This window comes from Mesorhizobium sp. B1-1-5, assembly GCF_006443065.1.
Classification (GTDB): Bacteria; Pseudomonadota; Alphaproteobacteria; order Rhizobiales; family Rhizobiaceae; genus Mesorhizobium.
The window spans coordinates 19,131-32,708 of the sequence record NZ_VFWS01000054.1; the positions used below are offsets into that span (position 1 = coordinate 19,131).

16 protein-coding genes are annotated in these 13,578 nt (G+C 66.3%); 7 read left to right on the forward strand and 9 right to left on the reverse strand.

The annotated features are described in order from the left end of the window. Positions 1-43 precede the first annotated feature (43 nt). From FJ980_RS17270 to hemC, 8 genes are all read right to left on the reverse strand, one after another. Positions 44-328, reverse strand: a complete 285-nt coding sequence (locus tag FJ980_RS17270; RefSeq protein WP_181181235.1) for a hypothetical protein — start codon at positions 326-328, stop codon at positions 44-46. Between the two features lie 273 nt (positions 329-601). Beyond that, the gene (locus FJ980_RS17275; RefSeq protein ID WP_246676442.1) at positions 602-1,693 is read right to left on the reverse strand and encodes a DUF1835 domain-containing protein; all 1,092 of its coding nucleotides are present in this window, start codon (positions 1,691-1,693) and stop codon (positions 602-604) included. A gap of 200 nt (positions 1,694-1,893) precedes the next feature. Further along, complete coding sequence (locus FJ980_RS17280; protein WP_140544774.1) at positions 1,894-2,610, reverse strand: glutamine amidotransferase; 717 nt, start codon at positions 2,608-2,610, stop codon at positions 1,894-1,896. 18 nt (positions 2,611-2,628) lie between these two features. After that, on the reverse strand, positions 2,629-3,108 hold the full coding sequence (locus FJ980_RS17285) for a TerB family tellurite resistance protein (RefSeq protein WP_140544776.1): 480 nt from the start codon (positions 3,106-3,108) through the stop codon (positions 2,629-2,631). 44 nt (positions 3,109-3,152) lie between these two features. Further along, positions 3,153-4,715 (reverse strand): heme biosynthesis protein HemY, encoded by a 1,563-nt coding sequence (locus tag FJ980_RS17290; RefSeq protein ID WP_140544778.1) that lies wholly within the window; start codon positions 4,713-4,715, stop codon positions 3,153-3,155. A gap of 9 nt (positions 4,716-4,724) precedes the next feature. Next, positions 4,725-6,191, reverse strand: a complete 1,467-nt coding sequence (locus FJ980_RS17295) for a COG4223 family protein (protein WP_140544780.1) — start codon at positions 6,189-6,191, stop codon at positions 4,725-4,727. Positions 6,192-6,291: 100 nt separating this feature from the next. Beyond that, complete coding sequence (locus tag FJ980_RS17300) at positions 6,292-7,005, reverse strand: uroporphyrinogen-III synthase (protein WP_140544782.1); 714 nt, start codon at positions 7,003-7,005, stop codon at positions 6,292-6,294. Position 7,006: 1 nt separating this feature from the next. Next, a complete protein-coding gene (gene hemC / locus FJ980_RS17305; RefSeq protein WP_140544784.1) occupies positions 7,007-7,930 on the reverse strand; it encodes a hydroxymethylbilane synthase in 924 nt (307 codons plus the stop codon). Positions 7,931-8,142: 212 nt separating this feature from the next. Between hemC and tsaD the strand changes: the two genes are divergently transcribed. From tsaD to FJ980_RS17335, 6 genes are all read left to right on the forward strand, one after another. Beyond that, positions 8,143-9,228 (forward strand): tRNA (adenosine(37)-N6)-threonylcarbamoyltransferase complex transferase subunit TsaD, encoded by a 1,086-nt coding sequence (gene tsaD, locus FJ980_RS17310; protein WP_181181236.1) that lies wholly within the window; start codon positions 8,143-8,145, stop codon positions 9,226-9,228. Next, positions 9,225-10,226 (forward strand): NAD(P)H-dependent glycerol-3-phosphate dehydrogenase, encoded by a 1,002-nt coding sequence (locus tag FJ980_RS17315; RefSeq protein WP_140544788.1) that lies wholly within the window; start codon positions 9,225-9,227, stop codon positions 10,224-10,226. Before tsaD ends, FJ980_RS17315 begins: the two co-directional genes overlap by 4 nt. A gap of 17 nt (positions 10,227-10,243) precedes the next feature. Then, a complete protein-coding gene (locus tag FJ980_RS17320) occupies positions 10,244-10,540 on the forward strand; it encodes a YciI-like protein (RefSeq protein ID WP_140544789.1) in 297 nt (98 codons plus the stop codon). 93 nt (positions 10,541-10,633) lie between these two features. Next, positions 10,634-11,059, forward strand: a complete 426-nt coding sequence (locus FJ980_RS17325) for an EVE domain-containing protein (RefSeq protein WP_071071512.1) — start codon at positions 10,634-10,636, stop codon at positions 11,057-11,059. Further along, positions 11,014-11,712: a methyltransferase gene (locus tag FJ980_RS17330; protein ID WP_181181234.1), complete on the forward strand. Its 699-nt coding sequence runs from the start codon at positions 11,014-11,016 to the stop codon at positions 11,710-11,712. The genes FJ980_RS17325 and FJ980_RS17330 overlap by 46 nt, the downstream gene beginning before the upstream one ends. A 50-nt stretch (positions 11,713-11,762) precedes the next feature. Continuing rightward, positions 11,763-12,179 carry a DUF1761 domain-containing protein gene (locus FJ980_RS17335; protein WP_140544793.1) on the forward strand — a complete coding sequence of 139 codons (417 nt, stop codon included), beginning with the start codon at positions 11,763-11,765 and terminating at the stop codon, positions 12,177-12,179. Between the two features lie 8 nt (positions 12,180-12,187). Here FJ980_RS17335 and gcvA read toward each other — a convergent pair whose 3' ends face one another. Then, a complete protein-coding gene (gene gcvA, locus FJ980_RS17340; RefSeq protein WP_140544795.1) occupies positions 12,188-13,108 on the reverse strand; it encodes a transcriptional regulator GcvA in 921 nt (306 codons plus the stop codon). 130 nt (positions 13,109-13,238) lie between these two features. Here gcvA and FJ980_RS17345 point away from each other — a divergent pair, with 130 nt between their 5' ends. Next, a complete protein-coding gene (locus FJ980_RS17345) occupies positions 13,239-13,499 on the forward strand; it encodes a hypothetical protein (protein ID WP_140544797.1) in 261 nt (86 codons plus the stop codon). Positions 13,500-13,578 lie beyond the last annotated feature (79 nt).

Below are 13,578 nucleotides of genomic sequence, written 5' to 3' on the forward strand. Positions count from 1 at the left end.
GTCACGCACTCGCAACCGCTGCGATCGCTCCACTTGCAGTTCACTATCCCGAAAAGCCCACGCTGACGCCGCGCTGGCGAAAATAGGCCTGCATCAACTTGCGACCGGCGCGGTTGTTCTGCACCAATCTGGCCGGATCGAACACAGCCTGCTTTTTCCCCTCTCGTGCCAGCGCCGCCTTGAGTGTCGCGATATGCGCATCGAGGTCGGCATTGTCCGCTCGGAGTGAGGCATAGATATTTTCGGTCGCCTCGGCCAAGGTCAGTTCGCTCACAGTGTCGTCCCTTTGCTTGATTGCGCGGTGGCTTAGCACAGATTCGCGGCTCATCGATACCAATGAGATTGTCAGTGCAAGGGGCCGCTGGTTGGTGCCATGTTGTCCAGCAATCGGTGGCATCCTCGCTATCGCGGTTTGCGGCATGGTGAGCCTATCTGTCCTCGGCGCAACGTCAGGTGCGGCACCTGGACGGCCGCAACTTGATCGGGCGCCGGCCACCAGATTCGACGTTTGCCGCTATCGGCACCCGCCGGCAACGAACGATATGGGCCGTGAGCGGACTGGCTCTACAGAGGCTCTTCAAAAGGAGACGCCTATTTTTTGCTAATCCGGGAGCCGTACTTCGCATTCTCGCATAAGCCAGGGATCACCATGGGCCATGAGCTTTCCCTGGTCGACAAGGGCCACGATACGGGTCAGCAGCATCAGGTCGCCGACTTGGATATATGGCTCCATATTGTGTCCCATGGTCTCGGCGATGACGCGTGCAACCTTGCGCCAATCCTTGCTGGCCCGCTCTAGAAGCAGCTCATCGAAGACATCTACAGGCGCCGAGACGAGCCCGGAATCGGCGACGATGCGGAACGGTGCGTTTTCGGATTTCAAGCTCCACCAGCGTCGCGCGGCCTCCTCTCGTTCCTGGCTCGTCATCGCGCGCTCCGTGCCGAACAACAAGGCGAGCTCCGTTTCGCTCATGAGCGAAACGGCCTGCGTGGGGTTCGACAGTCGCGGCTTGCCGTCGGGCCGCGTCAACGGCATTTGCAACCCGGTGACGTCGATGATGTCGTAGGGGCGGTCGCCGAGGTGATCCACCAGGGCCAGGAAGAAAGCATGCTCCTGGGCACTATGGCGTCCGACCCAGACGACGAGGCGGTCCGAGGTCGACATGATTTGATTCCAGAAACCGTCGAAATCGACGTCGTACTCGTCATACTCGTCGTATATCGAGGCCCACCAGCGCGCTCGCGCCGAAGACTCCGGGGAATCAATTGGGCCGCAGCTGAGATTGTCGGGAAAACTGATCACATCGTCGGTACGCCCGCTTGAGCGGATCGCCCGGCGAAGCGAACCACCCGCCGAATGGCCGGGCGCGATGTGCAGTATGCCGCTGCGCCACCTGTACGTTCCGTCGGCGTTCAGATCCCTTTTGAAATAGTCGGTGCGGGAAAGCGTGACATGGACGACCAACCGTCCATCCGACTGTAGTAGCCGGTAGTTGGAAGTTTGGCCGGACGACCATTGGGCGGCGAAGCGGACTTCTTCATTCCCGGAGGTCAAGCCTTGGATCTCTGCCAGTTCACCGCTGGAACCATCGATGGCACACACGACGAGGTGACCATCGACACTCTTGATCTCGATCGTCGCGGTCGTGTGCCGGTCGTTCCCAGCAATCCAGCGACCAACAAAATCCTCCATCGGCACGACCTTGATCCTCTCGATTGCTCAAATACAGATTAGCTCAGCCGTCGCGCGGATGCACCTGGCGTGCCCGTTGTCGATCGAGAGAGGCAACTCGTGCAATGACCCGAGTGCAGGCGCAAAGCTGTCGTCCGTGCCTTGGCAGGCATAGGTTGTCCTCGGGTTAAGCCGGCCGTTCATGGCAATCGGCCACCGCCCTACCCCACCGCCGGCCTGCCAAAAATCAGCCCCAAAAACTCGCCCAGCCAGCGCTTGAGGTGCATGTCCCAGATCAGCCGGCCGCCGAGATGGTCGCGGCCGGGCTGGGCGCCGGGCAGTTCGAAGCGATGCGCGCCGCGCACCACCCAGCGCTGCATCATCACCCTTGTCAGCTCGCCATGGAACTGGATGCCCCAGGCATTCTCGCCGTAACGAAACGCCTGGTTGGGATAGGTTTCCGCCGTCGCCAGCAGCGTCGCTTCCTTCGGCAGCGAAAAGCCCTCGCGGTGGAACTGGTAGACCATCTCCGGCCAGTGCAGAAGCTTCTTGCCGGCTTCGGTCGCCTTCAGCGGATACCAGCCGATCTCGACCAGGCCATCGCCATGGCCCTCGACCTTGCCGCCGAGATGGTTGGCGAGCATCTGTGCCCCGAGGCAGATGCCGAGGAACGGCCGGTTCTCCTTGAGCGGGATTTCCAGCCAGTCCGTCTCGCGGCGGACGAACTCGTCCTCGTCATTGGCGCTCATCGGGCCGCCGAAGATAACCGCGCCGGCATGACCGTCCAGCGTGCAGGGCAATTCGTCGCCCAGTGGCGGACGGCGGATGTCGAGGTCGAAACCTTCTTCCAGAAGCATATGGCCGACGCGGCCGGGGCTCGAATTCTCCTGATGCAGAACGATCAGGATTTTTGGTCTCGGCCTCGGTCTGGGTGGCATGGAAGGCGAAGGATCCTGTTATTCGTCGCTCGATTCGCCCCGCGCGCCGGGCACCTCGGCCGCCGCCTTGCGGCGCGCCTCGATGCGGTCGCGACGCTCGACGCCAATCAGCTCGGCGACCCGCCAGACCGTGTTGTCCTCGAGCTCGTCAAGCTCGCCATCGGCATAGACGATTTCCCACATCAGGCCGATGAAGGCCTTGCGCGCCTCGGCGTCGAGGTCGCGCTTGAGCACGCGGGTGAAGGCGTAGAGGTCGATCGCCTCATTGTCGGCGCGCTCGCCGGCCGCCGCCAGCGCATCGAGCTCCTTGCCGCTGACCGAATAGGTCTCGGCCAGGATCTGCTTGAACCGTTCCCATTCGACGTCCTGGCGCACGCCGTCGGCGTTCATCACATGATAAAGCAGCGCCGAAGCCGCGACGCGCGGATCGTCGGCGCTCGGCTTGGCCTCGCGCCCGGCCGGCAGATCCCTCAGGAACGACAATACGCGCTCGAACATCGATGTTTTTTCCCTGCCCACCAAACCGGTCCCAGAACACAGCCTCAGAACAAACGAAACCGGCGCGGCGATTTTTCCGCTTCTTCTTCCGGCGCGACACCAGGATCATCCGGCAGAGGCGGCAGCTCCGAACCCTGCCGGATGCCTTCCGCCTCGCCGGCTGCATCGGCAGCCGCCATGTCTTTCTCGCCGCCATTCGCCGGCGCCGGCTTCTGCGCCGGGGCGTCGGGGACGATGTCGATCGCCTTGCCGTCCGCCGCGGGCGCGGCTGCGATCGCCGGCACCGGGAGATCGGTCTCGCTGTCGATCAGCTGGCCAAGCCGCTCCATCGGCGCGCGCCAGGTGAAGGCGTCGAGCTTGCCGGTCACCGGCGACACCGGCGCCCAGCGCTCGGAAATGACGCCATCCGCCACCCAGGCCGGATCGCGCGGCGCGCGCACCGCCTTCGACAGCAGTTGCCGCACCTTGCCCTGGTCGCCGGTCTCGGCTTCCTCGATATCGGCGAGCAGAAGATAGGCGCCCTCGCGACGATCCATGCGGATCGCGGCCTCCGCCTCGCGCCGCGCGGTGGCGAAATCCTGCGCGTCGAGCGCCGCGCGCGCCACGGCCATCGCCGACTCGGCATGGTTCCTCTTCAATTCCTGCAGCTTCTTCGCCCGGTTGAGGCGGTCGAGCACGGCGTCGCCCGGCCTGGCATGTGTATAGAGCTCGGCGATGTCGGGATGCGGCTCGGCCTTCCAGGCGGCCTCCAGGATCTTGGAGCCCTTGCGCACGTCGTTTTGCCGGATAACCATGTCGGCCGCAATCACCGCGGCCGGCGCGAAATCCGGCGCCAGCTTGTTGGCTTCGAGCGCCGCGGTGCGGGCCGCGTTCGGGTCGCTGTCGACCAGCGCCTGCGCCTTGGCGGTGAGCAGCACGGCGCGGCGGCGGTTGGCGGCGTCGCGCTCGATCTGCCTGGTCGATTTCTGCGCCTCGACCAGCTTCAGCGCGCCGTCCCAGTCGCCGCGTTCGGTGAGTTCCTCCAGCGTCGATTCCGCCGCCCAGGCAAGCTGCGGCGCCACCGCCGCGGCGCGGCCGGCATAGTGACGCGCGGCATTGCGGTCGCCGAGGCGCTCAGCCTCCAGATAGAGCCCGCGCAGGCCAAGCAGCCGCATCTCGGGATCGTCGAGCATGCGCTCGAACTTCTCCCGCGCGCCTTCATGGTCGCCTTCGAGCAGCGAGGCCTGGGCGTCGAGCAGGTTGATCAGCGGCTCCTGGTCGGAATTGATCAGCTTGGCCGCCTCCTTGGTCTTCTTGCGCGCCAGCGCGCCGTCGCCGGCGCCGGCGGCTATCATGCCCGTCGACAGCGCCTGATAGCCGCGGTCGCGGCGGCGCACCCGGAAATAGCGCGAGATCGTGTAGGGACTGTTCCACAGCGACTTGATCAGCCACCAGACGATCATCACCGCGGCCACAACGGCGACGATCGCCACCGCCGCCACCATCAGCGTGACCTGGTACTGGTAGCCGCTGAAGGTGACGAGCATCTCGCCCGGGCGGTCGGCCAGCCAGGCAAAGCCGAGCCCAAGCGCGAAGACGACGGCGAGGAAGACGAGGAGGCGGATCATCTTGTCTCCTTAAGCCTTCGTCGCGCCGGCAATCAGCGCTTCGAGCTGCTTTTCGACCTCAAGCCGCGCCTTCAGTTTGCCGGCAAAATCGGCGCCGGCCGCCTTTGCCGTGTCCGGCAGCGTGTCATATTCGCCAAGCGCCTTGGCGTAGTCGCCCTGGTTGACCGCGACTTCCATGCGCGCCACGGTTTCCGGCACGCCCGTGCCTTCGACGGCGCCGACCGGCCGCACCTTGACCAGCGATTCCGCGCTCGACACCAGGCTCTGGAAGAAGCCGGCATTCTGGTCGGCCGGCTGTGCCGCCTCGACCATGGCGTTGGCGGCGGCATCGGCCTCCGCAGCGATGGTGGCGCGGGTCGGCACGCCCTTTTCGGCATAGGAGCGCAGCGCCGCGAGCTCGGGCGCGTCAGGCGCGATCGCCGCGAAGGTGTCGAGCTCGGTCGCGAAGGGCGCACCGCGGTCGAGCGCCGACTTCAGCGCCGAGGCGGCGATCGCCAGCGCGATCTTGGGTTGCGAGGCTTGCGCCTCGATCTTGCCGGAAAGCTGCGACACCGACTGCTCCAGCGCCGCCACCCGGCCGTCCTCGGCCTTGGCCGCGTCACCGGCCGATTTCACCAGCGCGTCGAGCCCGGCGATCTTCTCGTTGAGCGGAGCGAGATCGACGGGCGCCGCATTGCCGTTCTTCTGCAGCTCGGCAATGCTCGTCTCGATCTGGCCGACCTTGTCGCCGAGCGCCTTGAGCGCGGCGCCGTCGCCGCCTTGTCCGGCCGAGGATTTCAGCGCCGCGACATCGCCCTTGACCTGATCGAGCGCCGAGGACAGGCCGTTGACCTTGGCCGAGGCCGCCCCGGTGCCGCCGCTTTCCTTCAGCGCCGCGATCTCGGTTTTCAGCGAAGCAATCTCGCCATTGACGCCATCGAGCGACTCCCCGCCCGGTCCCGACGAGCCGAGCAGGCCGACCGCTTGCAGCAGGCCAGCGCCGGCAAGCGCGATCACGCCGCCGACGACGCCCGCAGCGATGGCGTTCACGCCGGTTCTGCGTGGTGGCTGCGGCACGCGATCCTCGCTCCTCGTTTCGCCTGGCCTCGATGCCGAGGCGCCGGCGCCAGGCGCGGATGCGTCCTCAAAATTGTAGTCGAAGCCCTTGGGCTGGCTCTTCGGCACATCGGACCCGCCGGGATATGGCGCCTCCGGCTCGTTCTTGACGGTCTCTGATTTATCGGCAGTTGCCTGCGCGGCGTCGCTATGCTCCCACGGCTCGATATCGGCCTGCTCGGCATGAATCGGCTCTTCCGGCGCCTCCGGCTGCGAAGCCGCGGCGGCCTCTTCCGCCTTTGCTTCATCCGTCTGCGCCGTCTTGGCCTCGGCCTTGGCGGCATCCTCGTCGGTGATTCGCGAGACGGCGCCGGGCTCGAGTTCGATGGTCACCGGCTCGCGCCGGGTCTTCGAATGTCGCATCTTCGGCGTCTTGACCATGCTTTGGGCTCCGCGAACTGGCTTGAGGATGGTTCAAAGGGTCCAGGGGATGCTCTAGCACATCACCAAGCGGTGAAAAGGGGCGGTGTGATGACGCGGCCTAGCGCGGTTGCGACAAAAGCGCGAGCAACGCGTCTTCCTCGGGCTTGGATGCGATGCCGATCCTGTTACCGGCAAACCCTTCCAGCGGCTCGGCGACACGGGCCGAGAGCGCCAGGAATTCCGTCTTCTCAAAGAGATGCCGCAGCGTTGGCCGCGCAATCAGGCTGGCCAGCGCGGCGCTGGCCTTGGCCGAATAAAGCAGCGCGGCCTCTACCGGCCGGCCCGACAGGCGGGCGACCACATCGGCATCGCCATAGTCGACACCTGTCGTGTCGTAGGTCTCGATCGCCTGGACATGCACGCCAGCCGCCGCCAACCGCCGCTCGAACCCCGGGAAGCGGACGCGGCCGCACAGATAGACGAGTGCCTTGCCGGCAAGGCCGCCGGCGATGGCATCGGCCAGCGCCTCGGCGTCGCCCGCACCTTCCGTGACGGAGAGAAATCCCGCCGCGCGGCAGGCTTCCGCCGTCCGTTTGCCAACCGCGTGGCAAGGCAGGCGCGCAAGCGCCGCGATCAGCGCCTTCGGCGCATGCCGCACCGCATTGGCGCTGGTGACAATGACCGCGACGCTATCGGCGCCGATGCTCGCCTCGACCGGCAATGCGCTCGTCTCGGTCAGCGGCAGCAGGACAGGCTGAAATCCGAGGGCTTCGAGGCGCCGTGCCGTGCGCGACGCGCCAGGCTCCGGCCTCGTCACCAGGACGCGGACCATGTCAGGCCCAGCCGTCGAAGAATGTCGCACCGGCCCTGGCGCGGACCGTGCGCGCCGCGTCCAGGCCGACCTCCGCCGCGTCCGCGGCCTCGCCTTCCAGCCGGACTTCGTGCGATTGCGTGCCGTCGGGCGAGATGATCAATCCGGCGAAGGACAGTTTCTCGCCCGATACCGTCGCATGGCCGGCGATCGGCGTGCGGCAGGAGCCGTCGAGCGCGGCGAGGAAGGCGCGCTCGCAGGTGAGCGCCTGGCCGGTCGGCACATGATGGATCGCCGCCAGCATCTTCTCGACGTCGCGGTCGCCGATGCGGGTTTCGATGCCGATCGCGCCTTGCCCCGGCGCCGGCGGAAAAGCCTCCAGCGGCATCAGGTCAGTGACGACATGCTCAAGCCCGAGCCGCTTCAACCCGGCATAGGCAAGGATGGTGCCCTCGGCGACGCCTTCGTCCAGCTTGCGCAGCCTCGTCTGCACATTGCCGCGGAAGATCACCACGTCGAGGTCCGGCCGCATGCGGCGGATCAGCGCCTGGCGCCGCAGCGATGACGATCCGACCGTGGCGCCATGGGGCAGGTCGGCGATCCGCTTCGCCGTCTTGCCGATGAAGGCGTCGCGCGCGTCCTCGCGCGGCAGGAACGTGACAAACTCCAGCCCAACGGGCAGCACCGTCGGCATGTCCTTCGACGAATGCACGGCGATGTCGATTCGGCGCTCGAGCAGCGCCTCCTCGATTTCCTTGGTGAACAGCCCCTTGCCGCCGGCCTCCGACAGCGGCCGGTCCTGGATGCGGTCGCCGCTGGTCGAGATCGGCACCACCTCGAACGCCTCTTCGGGCAGGCCATGCGCCTGCATCAGCCGCGCCCGCGTCTCATGCGCCTGGGCCAATGCCAGCGGGCTGCCGCGTGTTCCGATTTTCAAAGTTTGCATGGCGCGCGGTCCGTGATAACCCCCGTCCTTGGCCGAGGTTTGTCGAGATTCAGGTCAGGCCGAGCCGAAAGTGGCGGCTTGCGAGAACCGGAGCGGAGCGTACTTAAAGTACGTGAGCACCGGAAGCGCAGGAACCCGCCACTTGCCGGCCGGCCTCACCTGAATATCGACAGACCTCCGGCGACACAATCTTTGTGGACAGCGACCAATTGATCCGCGTTCTGGGCATTGAGACGAGCTGCGACGAGACGGCGGCCAGCGTGGTGGCGCTGGACGGCGGCGCCGCGCCCGAAATCCTGTCCAACATCGTGCTGAGCCAGATCGAGGAGCATGCTGCCTTTGGGGGCGTCGTGCCCGAGATTGCAGCGCGCGCCCATGTCGAGGCGCTGGACGGCATCGTCGAGGCCGCCCTCGCCGATTCGGCGGTATCGCTCGACGAGATCGACGCCATCGCCGCCACCGCGGGGCCGGGTCTGGTCGGTGGGCTGATCGTTGGCCTGATGACAGCCAAGGCAATCGCCGCCGCCGCCAACAAGCCACTGATCGCCATCAATCATCTCGAAGGCCACGCGCTGACGGCGCGGCTGACCGACGGTCTCGATTTTCCTTATCTGCTTCTGCTCGTCTCCGGCGGCCACACCCAGATCGTCGCGGTGCGCGGTGTCGGCGATTACCAGCGCTGGGCGACCACCATCGACGATGCGCTGGGCGAGGCCTTCGACAAGACCGCCAAGATGCTTGGCCTGCCCTATCCCGGCGGCCCGAATGTCGAGAAGACGGCCGTCAGCGGCGATGCAGGCCGCTTTGCCTTCCCACGCCCGATGAAGGGCTCGGCGCAGCCCGATTTCTCCTTCTCCGGTTTGAAGACGGCTGTGCGCCAGGCGGCGAGCGCGATCGCGCCGCTGAGCGACCAGGACGTCGCCGACATCTGCGCCTCTTTCCAGGCGGCGGTGGCGGACGCGCTGGGCGATCGTGTCGGCCGCGGCCTTGCCCGCTTCCGCCGGGAATTTCCAGGCCAGGCGAAGCCGGCGCTGGTCGTTGCCGGCGGCGTCGCCGCCAACCGCACGATCAAAGCGACGCTCGAAGCGCTGTGTTCCGAGGCCGGCTTCGCATTCGTCGCGCCGCCGCAGAAGCTTTGCACCGACAATGCGGCGATGATCGCCTGGGCCGGCATAGAGCGGCTGCGCGCCGGCATCGCCGACGAAAACGCCGCCGATTTCGTGCCGCGCTCGCGCTGGCCGCTCGACAGTGTTTCCGCACCCCTGGTCGGCTCGGGCCGGCGTGGTGCCAAGGCATGACCAAGAAAAGCACCAGCGGCTGGCGCGTCTCGGTGCTGGGCGGCGGCGCCTGGGGCACGGCGCTGGCGCTGGCCATGTTGCGCGCCGGCCATGATGTCCGGCTCTATGCCCGCGACGCCGAGACCGTCGCCGCCATCGCCCGCGGCGAGAACCCGCGCTACCTGCCCGGCATCAGCATCGAGCCCGGCATCGCGGCCACCAGCGACATTGCCGCGGCGCTTGACGGCGCCGACTGCGTGCTCGCGGTGACGCCGGCGCAGTCGTTGCGCGCCGTCCTGGCCAGTGCCCGCAACCATGTTCCCGCAGGCGTGCCGCTGGTGCTCTGCGCCAAGGGCATCGAGCGCGACACCGGTGCGCTGCTCTCGGCGATCGTCGAGGAAAACCTGCCGGGCAATCCGGTCGCGGCGCTTTCCGGCCCGAGCTTCGCCAGCGACGTCGCGCGCGGCCTGCCGACCGCCGTGGTGGTTGCCGCCCGCGAGGCTGAATTGGCGGCCGAGCTTGCCGCGCGCTTCTCAGCGGAGAACCTGCGCTGCTATTCGAGCGACGATCTGACCGGCGTCGAGATCGGCGGCGCGCTGAAGAACGTCTTTGCCATCGCTGCCGGCGCCGTCACCGGCGCAGGACTTGGCGCCAGCGCCCAGGCCGCCATGGTGACGCGCGGCTTCGTCGAATTGCGCCGCATCGGCGCCGCCTTCGGCGCCCGGCCGGAAACGCTGATGGGGCTTTCAGGCCTCGGCGACCTCTTGCTCACCTGTTCCTCGGCCCAGTCGCGCAATTTCGCCTACGGCCTGGCGCTCGGCCAGGGCAAGCCGCTTGCCGGGCTGCCGCTGGCCGAAGGCGTGCCGACGGCGGGCATCGCCGCCCGCATCGCCGCCGAGCGCGGCATCGAGGCGCCGATCATCTCGGCCGTCGCCGCCATCCTCGACGGCAAGGTGATGATCGGCCAGGCCGTGACCGCGCTGATGACGAGGCCGCTCAAAACCGAAACCGACATCTGACCATCGGAGTTTGAAACATGCTGTTTGCGTTGATTTGCAAGGACAAGCCCGGCAGCCTGCAGCTGCGCGTCGACACGCGGCCGGCGCATGCGGCGTTCCTGGAAGGCCTGATCGCCGAGGGCAAGCTTGCCTTTGCAGGTCCCTTCCTCGACGCCGACGGCAAGCCGGACGGCAGCCTGGTGATGATCGAGGCGCCGGACATGGCTGGAGCCAAAGCCATGGCGGCCGCCGATCCCTACGCCAAGGCCGGCCTGTTCGAAAGCGTCGAGATCCGTGCATGGAACTGGGTCTTCCAGAAGCCCGCCGGCGCATGATCGTTCGCTGCTCTCGCCGCAATGACGGCGAGAGAGTAAGCATAGACGGGAACGCCATGCGTGGCGGTGCGACAAAGCGATGGGACAAACGATATGAACTACTGGCTGTTCAAGTCCGAACCCTCGGTCTTTTCCTTCGAGGCGCTGAAGGCCAAAGGCAAGGCCGGCACACAATGGGACGGCGTGCGCAACTATGCCGCCCGCAACAACATGAAGGCGATGCAGATCGGCGATCTCGGCTTCTTCTACCATTCCAACGAGGGCCTCGACATCGTCGGCATCGCCGAGGTCTGCGCGCTGGCGCACCCCGACACCACCACTGACGATCCGCGCTGGGAATGCGTCGACATCCGCGCCTATAAGGACGTGCCGAAGCCGGTGACGCTGGAACAGGTCAAGGCCAACCCCAAGCTCGCCGAGATGGCGCTGGTCCGGCTCGGCCGGCTTTCCGTGCAGCCGGTAACGCCGGCCGAATGGAAAGAGGTCTGCCGCATGGCCGAGCTCAATCCGGCGCCGTGACGAAGCTCACGCCGAGAAGCGCGAGAAAGTTCATCCTCGACAATACGGCGCTGATGGCGCCGCCGCATGTGCCGGAAGTGCTGCTGCACCTCGCCGATGAGGCGCATGACCTGTGGCTGCGCACCGAGGAGGAATTGGCCGAGATCGGCCTGCCGCCGCCCTTCTGGGCCTTTGCCTGGGCCGGCGGCCAGGGCCTCACCCGCTATGTGCTCGACAATCCAGGAACCGTGCGCGGCAAACGGGTACTCGATTTCGCCTCCGGTTCCGGCCTTGTCGCGATCGCAGCGATGAAGGCCGGCGCGAAGCAAGTAATCGCCGCCGACATCGACCCGTTCTGCGAGACGGCAATCGCCATCAACCTCGAAGCCAACGGCGTTGAAGCGCAATTCCGCGGCACGGATTGCGTCGGCATCGACGATGGCTGGGACGTCGTGCTTGCCGGCGACGTCTTCTACGACAAGGCCTTCGCCGACCGGCTGCTGCCCTGGCTCGGATCTCTGAAGGCGCGCGGTGCCGAGATCCTCGTCGGCGATCCCGGCCGCGCCTATCTCCCCAAGACCGGTCTGGAACCGCTTGCCGTCTACCAGGTTCCGGTGACGCGCGTGCTGGAAGATGCCGAGGTCAAGCGCACGACCGTCTGGCGCCTTGCTTGACGCGATCGCCGAACAAGCGTTCCATCGCCTTTCAACTTGGAGGGGAAAGCATGGATTTTTCGGTCGTGAACTGGCTGGCGGTGATCGCCGCCGCCGTGGTCGCGTGGCTGTTCGGCGCCGCCTGGTACATGGGCTTGAGCAAGCCTTGGCTGAAGGCCGCCAAGCTCGACCCGGCCACCATGCAGCGCTCGGTCGTTCCGTTCGTCGTCAGCTTCATCGCCGAGCTGATCATGGCGCTCGTGCTGACGCTGGTGGTGGGCGCCATAACCGGCGGCGAGCCGAACCCGATCGCCGGGTTGCTGTTCGGCTTCGTGCTGTGGCTCGGCTTCATTGCTACCACGCTCACCGTCAACCACCGCTATGAAGGCTTCGGCTGGACCCTGACGCTGATCGATGCCGGCCACTGGCTGGGCGTGATGCTGATCATCGGCGCCGTCATCGGCTGGTTCGGCGCGCCGGCTGGCTAAGGCGGCCGTCATGTCGGCGTCTTCGCCGCCTCCTCGATGAGCCATTCGCGGAAGGCGACGACGCGCGCGTCGTCCTTCGCCGCCTCGGGATAGACCAGGAAATACGCGAATTCCGGCGCGACCTTGATGCCGAGCTGGAAGGGCCGCACCAGACGGCCTTGCGAAAGATCGTTGGCGACCATGGCGAAATCGGCGAGCGCCACCGCGTTGCCGTCGAGCGCCGCCTGGGTGGCATCGGTCGAGGATCCGAAGACCAGGGTGCGGCTGTCGTCGAAATCGTCGACGCCGGCCGCGTGCATCCACATGCTCCAGTTCGGCCAGGTCACGCCCTGCCGCGACCATTCGATATGCGCGAGCGTGTGGTTGAACAGGTCGCGCGGCTCCTTCAGCGGTGGACCTGACGCCAGCAGGGCCGGGCTGCATACCGGGATGATGATGTTCTCGAACAGCCGATGCGCGCAGAGCCCGGGATATCTGCCGGCGCCGAAGCGGATGCCGACATCGACGTCGTCGAGGTCGAAATCCCGGACATCGTAGGTGATGTCGAAGCGCAGCTCGATGCCCGGCTTTTGCTTGCGGAAGTCGTCGACGCGGCGCATCAACCATTTCGTCGCGAACTGCGCGTCGAGCGTCACCTTCAGCAGCGCCGTGCCGCGGGTCATCTTGCGGGCGCGGCTGACGGCGCGGTTGAGCAGGTCGAGCGCATCGACCGAAGCCTCCAGCAGCACATTGCCTGCCTCCGTCAGCCGGATAGTGCGGCTGGTGCGCGTGAACAGCACCAGGTCGAGCTGATCCTCGATTTCCTTGATCTGGTGGCTGACCGCCGCTGGCGTCAGGCCGAGCTCGTCGGCCGCGCGGGTGAAGTTGAGATGCCTGGCGGCCGCTTCGAACGTCCGCAGCGCACGCGTTCCCGGCAGCAGCTTGGACATGCGATCTCCAAATAAAACTTGATGATCGGAAAAGAACTACTCGTTTCCCGTTTGTTTTTCAATCCGGCATCATGGCTTCATCGAAACACTGTAAAACCGGATTTGATATCCGGAGAACACGGATAGCGCCATGTCTGAGATCGCCCTGAAGCCCTGCACCACCCTGGAATCCCCTTCCGGCGTCACGCTTTGGCTGCGTTCGGCACGCGATTGGCTTCGCCAGGCCCGGGTCGCCATCTGGCTGCCACACGAGTCGGTCGATGATCTTTCGGACAGCCAGCTGCGCGACGTCGGCGCCGAACACCGGGACATCGCGAAGACGATGGATAGGGAGCTCCGTGAGATCGGGCTGCTCGGCACGGGCTGGCAGAAACGGGGAAAGAGGCATTAGGGATTAGGCAGTAGGCAATAGGGAAGGAGACCCCTACTGCCTACTGCCTACTGCCTACTGCCTACTGCCTACTGCCTAC

What these genes read in the sequence shown, in the direction of transcription:
- FJ980_RS17345 (WP_140544797.1), top strand. Translation starts at nt 13,239, where the DNA reads ATGTCTGAGATCGCCCTGAAGCCCTGCACCACCCTGGAATCCCCTTCC.
- FJ980_RS17290 (WP_140544778.1), bottom strand. Translation starts at nt 4,715, where the DNA reads ATGATCCGCCTCCTCGTCTTCCTCGCCGTCGTCTTCGCGCTTGGGCTC.
- FJ980_RS17315 (WP_140544788.1), top strand. Translation starts at nt 9,225, where the DNA reads ATGACCAAGAAAAGCACCAGCGGCTGGCGCGTCTCGGTGCTGGGCGGC.
- FJ980_RS17300 (WP_140544782.1), bottom strand. Translation starts at nt 7,005, where the DNA reads ATGGTCCGCGTCCTGGTGACGAGGCCGGAGCCTGGCGCGTCGCGCACG.
- FJ980_RS17295 (WP_140544780.1), bottom strand. Translation starts at nt 6,191, where the DNA reads ATGGTCAAGACGCCGAAGATGCGACATTCGAAGACCCGGCGCGAGCCG.
- FJ980_RS17285 (WP_140544776.1), bottom strand. Translation starts at nt 3,108, where the DNA reads ATGTTCGAGCGCGTATTGTCGTTCCTGAGGGATCTGCCGGCCGGGCGC.
- FJ980_RS17325 (WP_071071512.1), top strand. Translation starts at nt 10,634, where the DNA reads ATGAACTACTGGCTGTTCAAGTCCGAACCCTCGGTCTTTTCCTTCGAG.
- gcvA (WP_140544795.1), bottom strand. Translation starts at nt 13,108, where the DNA reads ATGTCCAAGCTGCTGCCGGGAACGCGTGCGCTGCGGACGTTCGAAGCG.
- FJ980_RS17335 (WP_140544793.1), top strand. Translation starts at nt 11,763, where the DNA reads ATGGATTTTTCGGTCGTGAACTGGCTGGCGGTGATCGCCGCCGCCGTG.
- FJ980_RS17270 (WP_181181235.1), bottom strand. Translation starts at nt 328, where the DNA reads ATGAGCCGCGAATCTGTGCTAAGCCACCGCGCAATCAAGCAAAGGGAC.
- hemC (WP_140544784.1), bottom strand. Translation starts at nt 7,930, where the DNA reads ATGCAAACTTTGAAAATCGGAACACGCGGCAGCCCGCTGGCATTGGCC.
- FJ980_RS17275 (WP_246676442.1), bottom strand. Translation starts at nt 1,693, where the DNA reads ATGGAGGATTTTGTTGGTCGCTGGATTGCTGGGAACGACCGGCACACG.
- FJ980_RS17280 (WP_140544774.1), bottom strand. Translation starts at nt 2,610, where the DNA reads ATGCCACCCAGACCGAGGCCGAGACCAAAAATCCTGATCGTTCTGCAT.
- FJ980_RS17330 (WP_181181234.1), top strand. Translation starts at nt 11,014, where the DNA reads ATGGAAAGAGGTCTGCCGCATGGCCGAGCTCAATCCGGCGCCGTGACG.
- FJ980_RS17320 (WP_140544789.1), top strand. Translation starts at nt 10,244, where the DNA reads ATGCTGTTTGCGTTGATTTGCAAGGACAAGCCCGGCAGCCTGCAGCTG.